The organism is Maribacter corallii, from assembly GCF_047345415.1.
Taxonomy (GTDB): Bacteria; Bacteroidota; Bacteroidia; order Flavobacteriales; family Flavobacteriaceae; genus Maribacter_C.
Window position 1 is genome coordinate 745,793 of record NZ_JBLFEP010000003.1, and the last position, 14,807, is coordinate 760,599.

Here is a 14,807-nt window from a genome sequence, read left to right on the forward strand (position 1 = left end):
ATCAATCTACCTGATCATCAGGTTCAAAAAATAAGCATCATGGAAACCTTGAACAAGTACCAAGTAAGACGGACATCGGAAATTTCTAAAAGCGATATCTGGAATAGCAGAAGACGATACAGCTAAATCGTATCCCTTTAACATCAATCAAATCAATCATCATCAATCTGCCTACCCCCGTAGGTCCCCAAAAAACGAACAGCATGGAAACTAAAAGCGATCATCAATCAAGAGAAGTATTTGAATCATCTAAAACACGGATTTGGAATTCCAAAAGGCGTTATCGATAGTATTCGAATACCAGTTACATCAAAAAAAGGCCCGGCATTAAAATGTCGGGCCTTTTTATTCGAAAGAACTGATGCCTTTCGTTATTTAGTCTTTTAGCGAAATCTCTTCTTTCGTTCCATCAGGATACGTCATATCGGCCATCTCATCGCAGGTACCATCACCAAAATCAATGACCACTTCAAGTCCATTTTTAGCTAAGGCCATCACCCCTTTACCGACATATTCACAACCGAAGTTCGCGATTAAATCGGACGAAACCCGTACGGTATACGTTTGACCATCTGCTTTAACGGTCCAGTCTCCGGCAATGGTCAATGCACTATTGGCAAAATTTTCAAAGTCAAATAGAATTGCGAAGGTTTTAGTTCCTGCTTCTTCAATAACCGAACCATCCGCCAATTTGATGCTCATATCGCTTACTATAGTGAACGAAACATTCTCATTTTCTCCATTTCCGTTCATGGTGAAGCTACGAGTACCGTTAATTACATATTCTCCTACGCTAAGGTCAGTATATGTGGCCATAAATGCAGTAGACTCCTCCCCTTCCTTATAGGTAACGGTCAGAACTCCATTCAACTCCTCTTCTCCTTCTTCAACGGTACAATTGTCAAAAGTCACCGTGAAGCCAGTATCCGTGAATGTGGTCGCGTAGCAATCTTCGTTTTTAGACGAGTACTTTGCCGATCCTTGATCGAAGATATCGGTAATCACCCCATCAGCAGCACTTGAAAACTCATCTGTTTCTAAAATAGTCTGTACTTCAGTAGTAGTCACTTTCTGATTTAAGTCAATTGGGTTGTCCTCATTATCCTTGTCACAGCTAAATGTGAAAGCAAGCACTCCACTTAAAAGTAGTGCTTTTGCAGTAGCACGCATTGGTTTGTTCATTGTAAAAAATTTTGGGTTATACTACTTCCCAAAACGCGTACAAGTTAGTTTTAGTGCTTTATCTTCATGCATTCAACACTGTAAACCAAGATTTTAACAAAAAAACCGATGAACGGCACTTTTCGGTGTGACTTTAAGGTTTTTAGGCGGAAACCGCTACTGGTTAGTGGCGAGATCTTTTGGAAGAAAGTCCTTTTTAAACGTATGAAATGGCCAACCATTTGGGTTATCGCTTCAACAAAAAGTATCCCTTGACCTTTGGTGCGTTCAATAGGTCTAATTCATACCAATAGGAATCTGAGGGTAAAGTCTTTCCATTCAGGGTGCCATCCCACACCTGCCGACCTTCCATTTGCTTGACCAGCATACCAAATCGATTAAAAATAGATACTTTTTGCACCGTGATATCCTCGATTTGATTTATGGCCCACGTATCGTTGAAGCCATCGTTATTGGGAGTGAAAAATGTGGGCACCAATCTTTTCAGTGCATCTGAGGAAATAAGCTCCACTACAAATGAACTGATTGGGCAAGATTGAGAACTCAATCCATCGCTATAGGAGTTGATTTTGACATAAATACGCGCGCCTTTAGGAAGTTCATCTTCCAACGTAATGAAATCTATATTTCCTACATCTAGATTATTAACGATATCACCGCCACCGCTGGTGGTTCCTACAGTTACCTGATACCCGTCTACATCATCCACTTCTTCCCACGCTATACGGGTACTTGGGCTGACTCCAATGGCATTGTTCATGGGCAGGGTGAGTACCGGGCACTCTGGTCCTGGTGGACCATCGCCTGTGGTAAAGCTGATGAATCCGCAATCTTCAGCCCTTCCTTCATCATTAAATGGAATGACTTTTACATAATACTTCGTTCTAGGCTCAAAATCAGGCGGCTTGAAGTTGGTACCATTACCAACCTCGACTTCATTAAGTAAAAAAATGCCGTTGGGATCTTTAATCCGAATGGTCATTAAATAGCCCGTGGCGTTAAAATCACGAATCCAGGTGATGTTTTGATTTACAGGGACAAGTTCTGTACCATCGAACGGATTTATGATTTCGGTACACCGAGGCAAACCGGAGCTTCTCGTGGTAAAACTTGTTTCGGCGCAGGAGGTGTTTTCGTCCGTAGCGTTATAGGGCACTATAGTCACATAAAGCAATCTTAGGGAAGGGAGGTTGCCATCGGGTCTATACATGGTAACATTGCCGACATCGAAATCGTCTAAAACATCGTTTCCTCCCGGTGATCGTCCAATGGTCAATCGATAACCCGTGGCATTCGCGGACGCCGGCCATTCTAAAACGACATCGACGGGTATGTCGGTGCTTCCATCCGCAGGTAAGGACAAGAGGGTACAATCAGGTGTCTGAGCAACACTTGATATACAGGTCAGAACAACTATCCATACAATCGTCCGACGCAACGATTGAAAAGTAATCGACATTTTCATAGTCTTAGTTTTGGTCGTAGACCAGTAGCTAAAATTGCAATGAATGCCTTTTTTGAACTGTTTGTACCCGCAACTACCTCAAAATATATGAAATTTCGCAAGCGTTATAAAACTGTGGATATTCATAGCAATTTTTAAATATAACCAAAAAATGCTACTGCGGGTCGGTCGCTCTGTTTCGTGGAACCTTAAGTAGGCCCACAAGATAAACACCTGCTAGGGTACATAAAAAGGGGAAGTGGTTTATGAAATAGGACTAGATATTGCGATTATATTTTTTTAACGCGAACGGCATTCATGCCCTTCATGCCTTTTTCAAGCTCAAAGCTCACCTTATCGCTCTCCATAATTTCATCGATAAGACCACTTACATGGACAAAATACTTCTCTTGGTTCTCAGAATCGGTAATAAAACCAAAGCCTTTTGAAGTATCAAAGAAAGCGACCCTTCCATTTCGGATCGGATCTTCTTCTTCCTGCTCTTCTTTTTTGGGAATACCCAATACGATGCTTTCAGCGTCTACTTTAACCTTTTTGGTAGGGTCAGGCGGGACATCCGTAAAATGTCCATTTTCATCTACGTACACCAACATATCCTCTAAGGAAGCGCCACTTTTGGAGTTTGCTTGACGTTCCGCTTTCTTTTTTGCTTTTTCTTCCCTTTTCTTTAAACGTTTCTTTTCACGTTCCTTTTTACCATAGGTTTCTTGAGCTCTAGCCATATAAAATCAATCTGTTTTTTTAGTTGTATTTGCTTTCCACATAAGGGAAGTCATTGAAATTTGAAAAGGACTAGTGGGAAAAGACTATACAATCGAATTACCTAAGTGCGAATCCAGTTTTGACAATAACCTTGAGAGCAATGCTGTCTCGTGTCAATTATGCTTAACTCAAATATAGGTCGATAGCGCCGTTCACACAAGTTCTTCGCCCTATTTTTTGGTCTGTAACCCACTCGATAGTGATTCGTACTACAGAAATAACGGGTTTCATGGTAATTTTTTGGTTCAACATACGTTATAAATCGTATACGATATACTATATTGGGGCAATGATCAAAAAGACCATTTTCAGGGACCAAGTGCGTGAACATCTGTTACAGGAAATGCGAATGGGGAATTTGCAAGAGGGTCAGACCATTAATTTAGCGGCCCTTGCCAGACAATTGGATGTCAGTGTCACTCCCATACGTGAGGCATTGACTCAGCTACAGCAAAGCCGTATTATCACGGCCATACCAAATCGCGGGTTTATTATTTCAGAATTGAGTTTGAAGGAAGCCCAGGATCTCTACGATCTGGTAGCCGACCTTGAAGTGCTTGCCATTGAAAATTCGACTTTTGATGAGGCCGCTATCCTTAACCTTAAAAATCAGCAAAGCGTTTTCAAAAATGCAGAGGATACGATTTCACGCATAAGTGCGAAATTGGAGTTTCATCGCCTCTTAACCAAGAATTACAAAAATACCCTGGCACAACGTATTCTCGAGGACCTGAAAATACGGATCTTCTTTTACGAACGTGAGTTTATGGCGGATGATCTTTTGTATTCTAAATCGGACAACCAACACGATGCGATCATATCGGCAATTGAGGACGACAATGTGCCCACCGCTGCCCTAGTGCTAAAAATGAATTGGATGTTGATTTTAGACTATATTCAAAAACAATTGCTAGAGGTGCTTTAATCCTTTTCATTTTTAGGAACAAGAAGTGTCTTTTCTTGGGTGACCCCGTTTATTTTTTCTCTGGAAAAATACGCCGGAAAATAGTCATTCTGGGCCCATAGTTCAAAGAGATTGTCATAATAGGGGCTTTGTACATCTTCGGATTGACCTGGCGAATTGATCATCAAGGCCTTATCCCAATCACCGAGATCGGTGATAAACTTAAAGGTGGCCCCACTGATCTGATTATCATTGTTTCCGGTAGAATTGGGTGTAAAACTATTCCCGCCACGCGGTAATACCTCTAAATCAACTACGGCACGTAGGCTATCCCCTATAAATGGAGACAAGGCATTTTTCATCGTGGTATGTTTGAACTTGGCCTGTCCGTACTGCCATTTTTTGATATCCGGCCCTAGTTTTTCTTCGAGCCTATCGATGGTTCGATCAAACGTCCTTTGCAAGAATTCAGCTTTGTCCAGTTTTTTAAAATCAGGTCCAAACGCCGTTCCCTTGGACACTAACCACATATTTATTTTTTCCAACTGGAGCGATATCAACCCCGCTACTTCCTTGGGCACAAAAGCCGCTTCCGCTTCTTCGCGCACAACGCGTTCCCACATTGCATAAACGGCAGCACCAATGGCTTCCTCGCTTAATACATAGTTCCAATCCAATAGCATGTTCTTGGCTTCCTTGGCAAGCGTTGTTTTTGTCTCGACCTGCTTAAGTAGCGGTACCAAGGTCCTTGCCGGAACCGAAAAATAATCGGATTGCAGCGTAACCATGTCGTCTATTGTGAACGGTTTGTCCTCGGAAAGTACTTCAGCAATGCGCTGCCCGCGATAAGAGTCAGCCCAGATGTAGTTCAACGTTTCTTGATACGCGTAGTCCTTTGGTGTCACATCCTCATTAGCAGTGGCCAAAAAACCTTTTGCCGGGTTGTAGCTATTCGGTCGTTTTTCAATAGGTAAATAGCCATTCCAATCATGACTGCCATCACCAGGCACGGGTACCAGACCACTATGGGTCTTTCGTATGGGCGTAATACCAACGGCCTGCCAACCGATATTACCGTTCGTATCGGCCCATATCATATTTTCAGCGGGAATATTACTATATGTGCATGCTTCCCTGAATTCTTCCCAGGTCTTGGATTGATCCATCCGAAGCGAGGCCAAATACGGTGCCCCGCCTTGCTCAAGCCAAGCGCATTTGACGGCATAGGCCTTCTGGTTCACCGAATCGATATAGGTCACAGGTCCGTGAACCGTATAGCGCAAGGTGGTCTTGACCGGAACTTGCCCCTTCACCTTGATTTCATCTTCGATTTCAGTCATGGATACCCATTCCCCTTTGTAGTTGTATTGAGCAAGATTTTCGGGGTTCAAATCATAGACATAAAGATCTTCGCCGTCCGTTCTGAATATGGTGAGGCCCCATGCCCCATATTCGTTATGACCTATGGACACACCTGGGATTTCCGGCTCGCCCCCACCTATAACATTCCATCCTGGGGCTACTAAATGCACACTATATCGTAAAGAGGGCAAGGCCACGCGACGGTGTGGATCATTGGCCAACATAGGCGCCCCACTGGCGGTTTTAGACCCAGTGAGCACCCAATTGTTGCTGCCATCATCTAAATAATCCTTGTCGATATCCCGTTCTTCAAAAGTGACCCCGGTGGCATACGCCTTATGGACGGCCAAAATATCCTCGGAAAGCAAATTCGCATCTATTTTGGGGTCCAAGGTAATATTGGGATCGTTGGGATGAAACCACATGAGTTCTTTGACCTTCTCCTCTCCTATTCTTGCAACGGCCATTCCGTATTGTAGCTCCCTATTGACGTTTCCTTTCAGTCCCTGATGCCTTGAAATAACGACATCGGGAGTCCACTTTCCCGGTTGGATGTCCAAAACCTTAAATTCCAAAGGAAGTTTTTCGGGTGTCTTCAAAATCTCGGAGATGTAGGCATTGACCCCTTCCGTGTAGGCATGGATGATTTGCGAGCCTTGCGGATGGTAGTGATTCAATTCTTCTTCCAAATCGCCCCGAAACTGAAATAAGCGGGTTCCGATATCCCGTTGGAGTTCGTCAGGGCCTAAAATTTCCGCCACGGTCCCCGTAGCCTGTCTTCGCCAAATCTCAAATTGAAAAAGGCGGTCTTTGGCCGCAGCGTAGCCCTGAGTAAAGAATAGGTCGTGTTGATTCCCTGCATAGATATGGTTCACGCCCCACTTATCCCTCAGGATTTCCACCGGTGAAGTGAGGCCCTCCATTTCGATCGAACCCTCTTTATCCTCTGTTGTTTTACAAGAGGCTATAAAAAGAAAAAGCAAGAAAAGGCGATAAAAAGCAGCTGGTGTCATCGAAGGTCGGTTGAAGGATTACGGTTTAAAAATACAAATTTACTAATAGGGTGAATCGCAACACCCTATTTTCGATCCTTAATGCGGTACATGAATTTCAGTCCGCTCCAATCTTTATCAACAGCACAGACTTTAACATCGACCAAACCATTGTCCAAGAGGTACGTCCGAATGTAATCACGCCCCAGATCGGTTTCGATCTTTGAACTGCCCTTAGGCCAGCTTACCCATAACATTCCGGTCATTTTCAAAGCTGGCTTTACTTCTAGCGACTGTCGCTCAAAATCCGCTTTGGTCGTACAAAACAAATGGATAAAATCAACGGACTCCGGTTCATTTCCTGCGACGTACATCACCTCGGGCATATCGGCAAAGAGCCCCAAATAATGCTTGGGCTCATTGAACAAGACCACGGTATACCCCGCTTTGATACCGAGTTTTTTTGCTAAGGGTGTGCCTGAATAACCTATTGTGCCCATACCCACAATTTACGATAAAATACTCATTTTAGAGCAGAGCGCTCTGTCTACTCCAATTCACTTAAAACGGCTTCTGCCGAGTTGGTGATCCGCCGGTAATGGCGATACCCCCATCGCGAAATGAATACCACAAACAGTACGGCAAAGCCAATAACCACGTAAGACCATAGATCTCGGTCTATCATGAAAAAATCCTTGTTGGACCATAGTTTCGAAAAAACGGCGGCCACAGCGAACATCACAAAAAAGCTCGCAGCTATGGAGACCTGCTGCAATCGTAACAAATAGGTTTTCGCCTTGGTATAACCGATTAGGGTCTCTTTATAGTTCTTATCTAAAATATTCAAGCGTTGAATACGGTGGAGCGCCCTAAGGATCAATATGGGAAATACGGTAAGAAAACCCAATGTGAACGCACCGCAAGCCTTTAAATACCAAGTACCTAACTCTTGAAAATTCAATAAAATGTACAGGGCCGTGGCAAAGCAAAGGAGTGCTCCTATCGTTTCGTAGGCTGAAAGGGTCTTAAATTTTTTCGAATAGCGTTCTTGTGTCATCTGCATAATGATTTCGTTTGTTAATTTTTTTTGCTCTTCCAATTGATGGCTCATCTCTGACCATAGGACCTGCATTTCTTCAATTTCCATGGGCTAGTTTTTTAGGATTTGTTTTCTCAGTTTTTGCTTGATTCGTGAGACTCGAGTACCTACATTTCCTGGGCTCAGTCCTGTAATCTCTGATATTTCCTCGTACTTTTTGCCTTCGAGAAGGAGTAGCACAACCCCTTTCTCTAGCACGTTGAGTTCCTTGATATGGGCATATAGTACTTTCAGTTTTTCCTCGAATTCCGAATCATAATTTTCGGTCTGACGCATGATGACCTGGTCGATCGATACCGAATGACCCATTCGTTTTGTTTTTCTAAGCTTGGTCAGTGCCGTGTTCAAGGCAATCCGGTACATCCACGTACTCATCTTTGATTCCGCGCGAAAGGAATCAAAGGATTTCCACAGTTGGTAGACCACGTCTTGATACAAATCTTGCTGATCGGCACGATTGTCGGAATACATGGTCGTAATTTTAAAAATCACACCCTCGTTCCGTTTGATCACATGAACAAATTCTTCCTCTTTTAGCATTCAGCCTTTGTTGGTTTATTGTATTAGTATACCATATCCTGAAATTATCACAACAATTTTAAAAAAATCGAATGCGGTCGAAGGTGGTTTGTCAATTTATGAAGGAAACAAGCGAAAATGACAAGCAACAAATCCGGTGAAGAACCGTTGTATTGGTAAGACAAATCATTACAATGCAGTACCTTTCAAAGGAAATCGAAGCTTTGGCGAAGAAACGGCCAAAGAAAGGATCTTCGCTAATCAAAAAGGAGTATTCATGTGGTATTTTTCAGGACTACGGTGAGGATATCCCAAAAAAAACACTGAAAAACAAGGATGCTACTCTTTAGGAAAGAGGCTCTTGTCCAATCTCGGAATGAGGTTCAAGGCATTTTTGTAGTAGACTTTCCGCAATACTTCATCGGGTAAGTCAAGGCCGTACATCGCCCAAAACGCATGGTATTTCTTATAGTATGGGAAATATTCATCACTGCTCTCCAGTACCCTAAAATAGGTTGGGAACTCCTCTGGTTTCCAGCTGTCCTTGCCAAAGAGAATTCGATCTTGGTATTTAATAAAAAACGCCTTTGCATTTTTAGGCTGCCGGCCTAGTTCCGCGATAACCGCTGCGATCCCCACATTCATATTGGGAATTTCATCAAGAAGCGCTCCCAGTTTTCCAAGATTATTGGCATACCAGCCCATGTGAGCGTTGATAAATTGGGTTTTCGGATGTTTCTTGAACATGCGATGCTGTTCGGCTATGATCTGCTCCCAAGGTGCTGGATCTGTGGCCGATCTTTTTCGTCTTGGTCGTGTTTTGAGTTCTAACCAGCGTTCATTATCGCTGTCCATAGGATCCCAGAATGATTTAGGGTCTGCGGCATGAATCAAAACAGGAACGCCCATCTCTCCACATTTGGCCCAAATCGGATCCAATCGTGGGTCGTCAATGGCCAAACGCTTGCCCTCAGCGTCTTTATACCGCAATCCTAGGCTTTTGAAGATTTTCAATCCCCTAGCGCCATTTTTGATATCCGTTTCCAATTGGGCCGCGGCCTTCTCGGACCAACCTGCTTTGCCGACACCGTCGAAGTCCACATTGGCGAATACCACAAAACGGTTCGGGTAGTTGTTTTTGATGTTTTCGATTTTTTCATTGAGACTGTTGCCCGAGCCACCACTCAAGTTGACCATGACCCCCTCGTTCAATTCATCCATATCCTTGACAAGCCGTGCGAGTGCATCGGGTGACATATCGCGTTGGTGACTGTGCACATCTATAAAAGGAAATTTTGCGGCAGACACAGGATTCTCCGGTACCACTAGGGTAGATTTAGGATTGTATTCTTCAAAGCCCATTTCTTGGGCATAAAAAAGGCTACAGGAGCATAGTGTCAAAGCGAATATTGGAAGTGCGGTGGTAATTTTCATAGGTTGCATTTTTTGGGGTTTCCGATCAATTGAGTTGCTGTATCATATTTTGATAGTCTTGCCAGGTATCGATATCCATTTCCTTTCCTTGCGGATTGATGATTTTGATGTTGCTATCATTGATAATGTGACGGGCGCCGTAGTCTTTCGTCAGTTTCAATAGTTCGGTAAAATGGCACTTATCGAACATGGCAGGCACCCCTAATCCGTTCTCATACCCGGTGGCGGTTATGGTCGCCCTTGCCTTTCCCCAGGTATCGATAACCTGGTCTATATAGGCCGCATCGATCAAAGGCTGATCGGCCAACATCACAAGCATTCCATCGTACTCCACAGGCAAAGAAAGTAAATGTTTCAGACCCGCAACGATCGAGCTTCCCATTCCATTGCTCCAGTTTTCATTATAGATACAAATATCGTCCGGCAACTGTGTTTGTTTTTTGATGAATTCATCATTGGCACCCAATACTACGAAGACCTCTTCTACCTGTGATGCACGCGCTTGGGCCAGGGCATTTTCCAATAGGGTCGTATTCTTCCAGGGCAATAACTGTTTTACGCGTTCTCCCATCCGTTTCGATTCCCCCGCAGCTAGAATCAGAATAGGGATACTTGGTTTTCCATTTTTCATATGAAACTTGAATTATTTGTTGAACCAGTAGGTAAACTTCAATGTCAATGACCAGTCCTTCGGCATGAAGGGGTCGATCATTTGATTGTTCGTGTAGACCAAAAAAAGGTCCGACGCTGGGGCGTAGCGCCATTGAAATCTTGAATTCAGATTAAAGTTACGTGATTGTTCGTTGTATTGAAAAAGTGTGGCGAAAAAAAGCGTGTTGGTAAAGGTAACATCCACCTCACTCCCAATAAGCCAGAACTCGTTCGTATTCCATGGGGCGGGCAATTTGATATGGTTATAGTTCAAATTCGCACTGAGGCTCACATAGGGCTGAAAACGATACCCCAATTCGGTCGTCAAACTTGTGCGGTTACCTCCTTGATAATATCCTCCGAAACGGGCATCGAGACCGTAGGTGAAAAGGTTTTGGGGTTTTGAATCGAACATCCAACCGAATGCGTTCCATTGATGAGTGGTACCGGTAGCCAATTCTTCCTTGCCCAGCCGCGTCGGGTCAAAGGGCGCCAAAAGTTCCACATAATCATCGGATACGAAAAAATCCAAACTACTTCGATTTCTAAAGTCCACCTGGTACAAGATGTAGTTCAGATTATCGGTGCGGCGCAAATTTTCTGTAAAGTAGAAGGAGGAATTCAAGACCGGTCCATGGCTAACCACCTTACCCTCCTTTGGAAAGAACAGATGTCCTAGATATCCATTGAAGTTTACATACCCGGTTCGCGGCACAAAACCTACCTCGGCCCTGTAGTCATCACTGACCCATTCTTCTTGTATACGCCAGCTCCACTTTCGGTTTTGATATTCCAGATTCGCGGCTTGAGTGATACCGTTGCCTTCATCGTTTGGAGAGAATGATTTCAATACAAAAGCTTTTCCCGTCCATAGATTATTGGAAGAGGCCAAATTATATTCAACACCGAGATTACGATTGTATTCAGGGAATTCAGTGCGCAACGTATCACTTTCATTCTGGTAATTAAAAGACTGCTTGTTGACCAACATCACCCCGATACTTGAACGGCTAAATACTTTTTTCTGTAAAGAAAGCACTCCGAAATTTTGACTGGGCAGTCCAGTTTCGGCAATACTACTGGTTTGAATATCCATAAGCCCGACACGCCAAGAATCGGTAATATTGCCACTGACCCGTGCTCCGGCCTGTATGGGTACTCCAAGGCCGATTCGTCTTGAAAAGAAGGGGCGAATCGTAGGATACCCAAAGTTGGCGAACAAATCACCGTTCTCGAGAAAGAATTGTCTTCTTTCGGGAAAAAAAAGTTCAAAACGGTCTAAATTGGTAATCTGCCGATCCACTTCAACTTGTGAAAAATCAGGATTTACGGTCACATCAAGATTCAGTGAGGGCGTCAAGCTAAATTTGACATCACCTCCAATTTTCGGCTCGTATTCCGGTTCTTCATCATTGGCCTTGTTCTGAGATACTTCCCCTAGCACATAAGGAATCACGGAAAAATTAACTCGCGGCTTTGGGGGAGCTTCCTCCCAGACCAGGGTACCGTTATAGGCCATGGAAGAGGTCGGAAACTGTCTGGGAACAGGGGTCCAACTTGATTTTTCACTTGATTTTAGGTCCAACCGGCTAAAATTCACCCCCCACTCCTTTACGCCTTCCTCGTATCTGACAGACTTAAAAGGTACCGCCATTTCGAACACCCATTTTTCTTCATCGTGTGAGCTGTCGGAGATCCACTTGCTATCCCAGTTCAGATCGATGCTACTACCATTGAACATGGTTCCGTCCCACTGCGCCCCATAGGCATTGGCACCAAAGGAGAATCCGGTCGTCTGATTGTTAAAAGGATCCAGAAAGAGGAGAAAATTATCGTTCTTTCCAAAGGAAAAGTCCCTCCGCAGCGATTCAACGGTATACTTGGCATCACCACTATGGTAAAACGTGGCCAGCAGATAAAAGTTCTTTTCATCGTAGGCCATTCGTATTTCGGAATGCTCTTGTGCAGGGCCATCATCCATGGGAAGCACCATAAAAAAGTCTTTGGCCACATCGGCGTCTTTCCAGGCAGGATCGTCTCCTTTTCCATCAATGGTAATGACCCCGGTATTTTTGCGAATGTTCAAGCGGAAATTTTCATTCTTTTTTTGGGCCTTGACACTACAGTATACATGAAGCAGAATCAAGGCAAGTAAACGTTTTTTCATGGTCTGGTATCGCAATCCTGAATGAAACGGAAAACTACGAAAACCTTAACAATGTTTAACATAAAAACTTCAAATCTATCATAATTTAAATGTCATTTATCCGTTCTGATGGTTGAACCCAATAATTTTGAAAATGAAAACCTTCACCAAACGTATTGTACTCTTTTTTGCGATTTCTTTTATCATTTCTTGCGGTAATGCCGACGACGATGTCTTTTTTGGACTGAATACCGGAGGCGAGGGACTCGGCAAGGGTAAAGAGGTAGATGAGTGCCTAGGCCTAGGCGAGGGTGACTTGGTACTTTCCATACAAGAACAATTCACGACCCTGCCCGGAAAGGTCTCTATTCTTTTTAAAGTATCCGACACCGATGGACAACCTGTAGCCGGACTCGAAGCGGATCAATTTACCATATACGAACAGGGAATCAATGACGAATGTTTCAATACGATTTCGACGTCCGAATCCGCAGCTCGTATCTCCTCAAACGCCCAAGTGTTCAATAACAATGCGCTATTGGTGCTAGATTTAAGTAATAGTGTGTTAAGCAGTAGTCTTACTGAATTAAAGGAAGCGAGTCTTAGTTTTGTGGATAATGTGATGCCCACAACCCAAGAGGAATCTTTCAAAATGGCTATTTATTGGTTCGATGGGGAAGATGAACTACACCTATTAAACGACTTGACTTCATCAAAAGAAGAATTGACCGCGGCTATCAATGGAATTACCGAGGATATCAGCAATGACCCCTCAACGGATTTATACGGTGCGGTCATTAAATCTACGGATATTGCCAATGAGCTACTAACGGCCAGCATTCAAGGGGATAAGATTGGAGCGGCCTCAGTAGTTATCTTTACGGATGGTACAGACCAAGCGGCTCGATTCAGCCAAGCAGCGGCCCAACAGAAAGTTGATGACGCTAACCAGAACATTTCGTTTTTCACTATCGGTCTTGGTGGTGAAATCGACACCCAGGTGCTCAGCGATATCGGAAAGACCGGCAGCGTTTTTGCGACCAACAAAGAAGAGTTGGAAACGACTTTCAACGATATTTCCATCAAAGTGCGTGAACGCGCCAACAGTTTTTACCTGTTCGAATATTGCAGTCCGAAACGAGGCGGTGAAAACAACTTGGCCATCAGTGTGCAGACCGGCAGTCGGGAAGGTGCCGTGCAGACGAAGTTCGATGCCACTGGTTTCACAGGTGGTTGCGAGTAAAAAATCAAATGATACGATAATTGCAGGGCGCCTTGAACGGGCGCCCTTTTTATTTCGGATGTAGTGTCATCATGCAAGCGGAAGGCTGGTCGGTATTGATAAAATCCAGGCCCATTTGCGCGAAGGTTTCCCAAGCGATTATGGTATCCGGAGTTGCCCAAAAGCGAAAGGGCTTCTTGAATTCATGTGCCTTTTTGATAATCTTGAAAATCTTTTGACGTTCGGTCGCGGGCAGTTCGCTTTTTCCGTCCCATTTCGAATAGTTGTAAAACGGTAGGCTGATCAAAGCCACCCTGTCCCAGAATTTGGGGTCTTCTACATCGTCCAAACTTTGATAATCGAAAAAGAGGTAATCCGGATAGGTCACGTACGCGGCTGGCGGAGGGCGATTTCCTGAAATAACCCATTTTACCTTTTTGGACTGTATCAATGCGTGGTAGTTTTGGAGTATTTCGGTCAATCGTAGAAGCGTTGGCTTGCTTACGGACTTTATATCAATCAATAGTTGTATCTCCCGTAGGGTGCCCTTCTTAAACTCTGATTGAATGGGTCGAAGATAACGTGTTTCCAAATCTGGGGCGCCCATTGCGATATCTGCCTCATCGTGTGTGACGAAAAGCGTATCGCGCTTCAAAAAAATATCGACCTCTATGGAATACGCCCCGCTTTGGTAGGCTTCCTTAAAGGGATGTGCTTGTTGGTAATCATTATGTGAATGTACCTTGACCTGATTTATGGCTTGCGCCCCAAGCGTATGGGTGCAGACCAAAGCAGCTATAACTATCAAGATTCTCATAGTGTTCCAATTATCATGAAAATTACCATTTTTTAGAATAGCAGTAACCTAGAAAGTGTACCGTACATCTGATCATCGTTTTTTCAGGCACTTTATCCAATTAATACAATTCGAATTAGGGTTTTCAGGGTAATCATTGTTTCTTTACGGAATCCCAATTCATATTACGACCTACATCCTAGACTATGAAAATGTATAATCGTATCTGTCAGAACACAGGTACCAAAGAACACAAATTATGGATGTACTCAA

14 protein-coding genes are annotated in these 14,807 nt (G+C 43.7%); 3 read left to right on the top strand and 11 right to left on the bottom strand.

Features of this window, described 5'->3' with window-relative positions; all coding sequences use genetic code 11:
- Positions 1-375: 375 nt before the first annotated feature.
- The 3 genes from ACKWCA_RS13190 to ACKWCA_RS13200 all read right to left on the bottom strand — a co-directional run bounded on the left by ACKWCA_RS13190 (position 376) and on the right by ACKWCA_RS13200 (position 3,369).
- Positions 376-1,182 carry a hypothetical protein gene (locus ACKWCA_RS13190; protein ID WP_413978676.1) on the bottom strand — a complete coding sequence of 269 codons (807 nt, stop codon included), beginning with the start codon at positions 1,180-1,182 and terminating at the stop codon, positions 376-378.
- Positions 1,183-1,408: 226 nt separating this feature from the next.
- Positions 1,409-2,647 carry a T9SS type B sorting domain-containing protein gene (locus ACKWCA_RS13195; protein ID WP_413978677.1) on the bottom strand — a complete coding sequence of 413 codons (1,239 nt, stop codon included), beginning with the start codon at positions 2,645-2,647 and terminating at the stop codon, positions 1,409-1,411.
- A 269-nt stretch (positions 2,648-2,916) separates the two neighbouring features.
- Positions 2,917-3,369 carry a cold-shock protein gene (locus tag ACKWCA_RS13200; RefSeq protein WP_413978678.1) on the bottom strand — a complete coding sequence of 151 codons (453 nt, stop codon included), beginning with the start codon at positions 3,367-3,369 and terminating at the stop codon, positions 2,917-2,919.
- Between the two features lie 329 nt (positions 3,370-3,698).
- Between ACKWCA_RS13200 and ACKWCA_RS13205 the strand changes: the two genes are divergently transcribed.
- Complete coding sequence (locus tag ACKWCA_RS13205; protein ID WP_413978679.1) at positions 3,699-4,334, top strand: GntR family transcriptional regulator; 636 nt, start codon at positions 3,699-3,701, stop codon at positions 4,332-4,334.
- Here ACKWCA_RS13205 and ACKWCA_RS13210 read toward each other — a convergent pair.
- The 4 genes from ACKWCA_RS13210 to ACKWCA_RS13225 form a co-directional block, all read right to left on the bottom strand.
- Positions 4,331-6,688, bottom strand: a complete 2,358-nt coding sequence (locus ACKWCA_RS13210) for a penicillin acylase family protein (protein WP_413978680.1) — start codon at positions 6,686-6,688, stop codon at positions 4,331-4,333. The two genes, ACKWCA_RS13205 and ACKWCA_RS13210, sit on opposite strands and share 4 nt — an antisense overlap.
- Positions 6,689-6,753: 65 nt before the next feature.
- Complete coding sequence (locus tag ACKWCA_RS13215) at positions 6,754-7,167, bottom strand: DUF3052 domain-containing protein (RefSeq protein WP_413978681.1); 414 nt, start codon at positions 7,165-7,167, stop codon at positions 6,754-6,756.
- A 47-nt stretch (positions 7,168-7,214) separates the two neighbouring features.
- The gene (locus tag ACKWCA_RS13220; RefSeq protein ID WP_413978682.1) at positions 7,215-7,814 is read right to left on the bottom strand and encodes a hypothetical protein; all 600 of its coding nucleotides are present in this window, start codon (positions 7,812-7,814) and stop codon (positions 7,215-7,217) included.
- Positions 7,815-7,817: 3 nt separating this feature from the next.
- The gene (locus ACKWCA_RS13225) at positions 7,818-8,306 is read right to left on the bottom strand and encodes an RNA polymerase sigma factor (protein ID WP_413978683.1); all 489 of its coding nucleotides are present in this window, start codon (positions 8,304-8,306) and stop codon (positions 7,818-7,820) included.
- Between the two features lie 173 nt (positions 8,307-8,479).
- Here ACKWCA_RS13225 and ACKWCA_RS13230 point away from each other — a divergent pair, with 173 nt between their 5' ends.
- Positions 8,480-8,635, top strand: coding sequence for a hypothetical protein (locus ACKWCA_RS13230; protein ID WP_413978684.1), 156 nt, complete (start codon positions 8,480-8,482; stop codon positions 8,633-8,635).
- Here ACKWCA_RS13230 and ACKWCA_RS13235 read toward each other — a convergent pair.
- The 3 genes from ACKWCA_RS13235 to ACKWCA_RS13245 are packed head-to-tail and all read right to left on the bottom strand — an operon-like array spanning position 8,625 to position 12,537.
- Complete coding sequence (locus ACKWCA_RS13235; protein ID WP_413978685.1) at positions 8,625-9,719, bottom strand: amidohydrolase family protein; 1,095 nt, start codon at positions 9,717-9,719, stop codon at positions 8,625-8,627. The two genes, ACKWCA_RS13230 and ACKWCA_RS13235, sit on opposite strands and share 11 nt — an antisense overlap.
- A 25-nt stretch (positions 9,720-9,744) precedes the next feature.
- On the bottom strand, positions 9,745-10,350 hold the full coding sequence (locus ACKWCA_RS13240) for a nucleotidyltransferase family protein (RefSeq protein WP_413978686.1): 606 nt from the start codon (positions 10,348-10,350) through the stop codon (positions 9,745-9,747).
- A gap of 12 nt (positions 10,351-10,362) precedes the next feature.
- Positions 10,363-12,537: a DUF5916 domain-containing protein gene (locus ACKWCA_RS13245; protein ID WP_413978687.1), complete on the bottom strand. Its 2,175-nt coding sequence runs from the start codon at positions 12,535-12,537 to the stop codon at positions 10,363-10,365.
- A gap of 133 nt (positions 12,538-12,670) precedes the next feature.
- Here ACKWCA_RS13245 and ACKWCA_RS13250 point away from each other — a divergent pair, with 133 nt between their 5' ends.
- Positions 12,671-13,759: a vWA domain-containing protein gene (locus ACKWCA_RS13250; RefSeq protein ID WP_413978688.1), complete on the top strand. Its 1,089-nt coding sequence runs from the start codon at positions 12,671-12,673 to the stop codon at positions 13,757-13,759.
- A 49-nt stretch (positions 13,760-13,808) separates the two neighbouring features.
- On the opposite strand, the gene ACKWCA_RS13255 is transcribed toward ACKWCA_RS13250, so the two are convergent.
- Positions 13,809-14,555, bottom strand: a complete 747-nt coding sequence (locus ACKWCA_RS13255; protein WP_413978689.1) for a PI-PLC domain-containing protein — start codon at positions 14,553-14,555, stop codon at positions 13,809-13,811.
- Between the last annotated feature and the right edge of the window lie 252 nt (positions 14,556-14,807).

What these genes read in the sequence shown, in the direction of transcription:
- ACKWCA_RS13245 (WP_413978687.1), bottom strand. Translation starts at nt 12,537, where the DNA reads ATGAAAAAACGTTTACTTGCCTTGATTCTGCTTCATGTATACTGTAGT.
- ACKWCA_RS13220 (WP_413978682.1), bottom strand. Translation starts at nt 7,814, where the DNA reads ATGGAAATTGAAGAAATGCAGGTCCTATGGTCAGAGATGAGCCATCAA.
- ACKWCA_RS13255 (WP_413978689.1), bottom strand. Translation starts at nt 14,555, where the DNA reads ATGAGAATCTTGATAGTTATAGCTGCTTTGGTCTGCACCCATACGCTT.
- ACKWCA_RS13235 (WP_413978685.1), bottom strand. Translation starts at nt 9,719, where the DNA reads ATGAAAATTACCACCGCACTTCCAATATTCGCTTTGACACTATGCTCC.
- ACKWCA_RS13230 (WP_413978684.1), top strand. Translation starts at nt 8,480, where the DNA reads ATGCAGTACCTTTCAAAGGAAATCGAAGCTTTGGCGAAGAAACGGCCA.
- ACKWCA_RS13195 (WP_413978677.1), bottom strand. Translation starts at nt 2,647, where the DNA reads ATGAAAATGTCGATTACTTTTCAATCGTTGCGTCGGACGATTGTATGG.
- ACKWCA_RS13205 (WP_413978679.1), top strand. Translation starts at nt 3,699, where the DNA reads ATGATCAAAAAGACCATTTTCAGGGACCAAGTGCGTGAACATCTGTTA.
- ACKWCA_RS13200 (WP_413978678.1), bottom strand. Translation starts at nt 3,369, where the DNA reads ATGGCTAGAGCTCAAGAAACCTATGGTAAAAAGGAACGTGAAAAGAAA.
- ACKWCA_RS13225 (WP_413978683.1), bottom strand. Translation starts at nt 8,306, where the DNA reads ATGCTAAAAGAGGAAGAATTTGTTCATGTGATCAAACGGAACGAGGGT.
- ACKWCA_RS13240 (WP_413978686.1), bottom strand. Translation starts at nt 10,350, where the DNA reads ATGAAAAATGGAAAACCAAGTATCCCTATTCTGATTCTAGCTGCGGGG.
- ACKWCA_RS13215 (WP_413978681.1), bottom strand. Translation starts at nt 7,167, where the DNA reads ATGGGCACAATAGGTTATTCAGGCACACCCTTAGCAAAAAAACTCGGT.
- ACKWCA_RS13250 (WP_413978688.1), top strand. Translation starts at nt 12,671, where the DNA reads ATGAAAACCTTCACCAAACGTATTGTACTCTTTTTTGCGATTTCTTTT.
- ACKWCA_RS13210 (WP_413978680.1), bottom strand. Translation starts at nt 6,688, where the DNA reads ATGACACCAGCTGCTTTTTATCGCCTTTTCTTGCTTTTTCTTTTTATA.
- ACKWCA_RS13190 (WP_413978676.1), bottom strand. Translation starts at nt 1,182, where the DNA reads ATGAACAAACCAATGCGTGCTACTGCAAAAGCACTACTTTTAAGTGGA.